The following is a 487-nucleotide window of genomic DNA, read 5'->3' as shown; positions in this document are numbered from 1 at the left end:
CCAGTCCTCCCTGCAATACGACACCGTGCCGTGCGATCAGTTGCTGGCGCAGCGCAATGGCTTGGCGCAGCAATACAACCTTCCGGCGAAGGCCAAGCCGACATTCTCCAACCCGGCGATGGGCTTCGGCCCGTTCACGCCTGACATGCGCTCCAAGGCCAAACGCGATACCGACAAGGCAAGCGGTGAGATCGATGCCATGAACCGGTCGATCGATCGACGCGACTGCGGCCAGCCGGACAAGCAGAAGAAGATCGCTCTGCCTGGCTAGTACCCCGCCTTGCGGTCCACCAGATTGTCCAGCTTTTCACCGCGTTCGAAGGCGTCCATCTGGCGCAGCATGATCGGCGCCAGATGCACCGGATCGGAGGTCGCTGCCGCGTGCGGCGTCACAAACACTTTTGGATGCCCCCACAGCGGACTGGTCTTCGGCAGCGGTTCGACCTCGAACACGTCGAGGCTCGCCTCCTTCAATGTGCCGTCATCC

Annotated in this window: 2 protein-coding genes; one reads left to right on the top strand and one right to left on the bottom strand. The window is 62.4% G+C overall.

Annotated features, from left to right (window positions below; genetic code table 11):
- A partial coding sequence (locus EN964_RS36935; protein WP_127277627.1) for a hypothetical protein occupies positions 1-271 on the top strand: 271 nt, incomplete at its 5' end.
- Here EN964_RS36935 and EN964_RS36930 read toward each other — a convergent pair.
- The coding region (locus tag EN964_RS36930) for an NAD(P)-dependent oxidoreductase (RefSeq protein ID WP_281059612.1) at positions 268-487 on the bottom strand (220 nt) is incomplete at its 5' end. The two genes, EN964_RS36935 and EN964_RS36930, sit on opposite strands and share 4 nt — an antisense overlap.

It is taken from the genome of Mesorhizobium sp. M7A.F.Ca.CA.001.10.2.1 (genome assembly GCF_003998575.1).
GTDB lineage: Bacteria > Pseudomonadota > Alphaproteobacteria > Rhizobiales > Rhizobiaceae > Mesorhizobium.
Note: the sequence above shows the minus strand (reverse complement) of the source record. Positions and strands in the feature narration are given on the sequence as shown.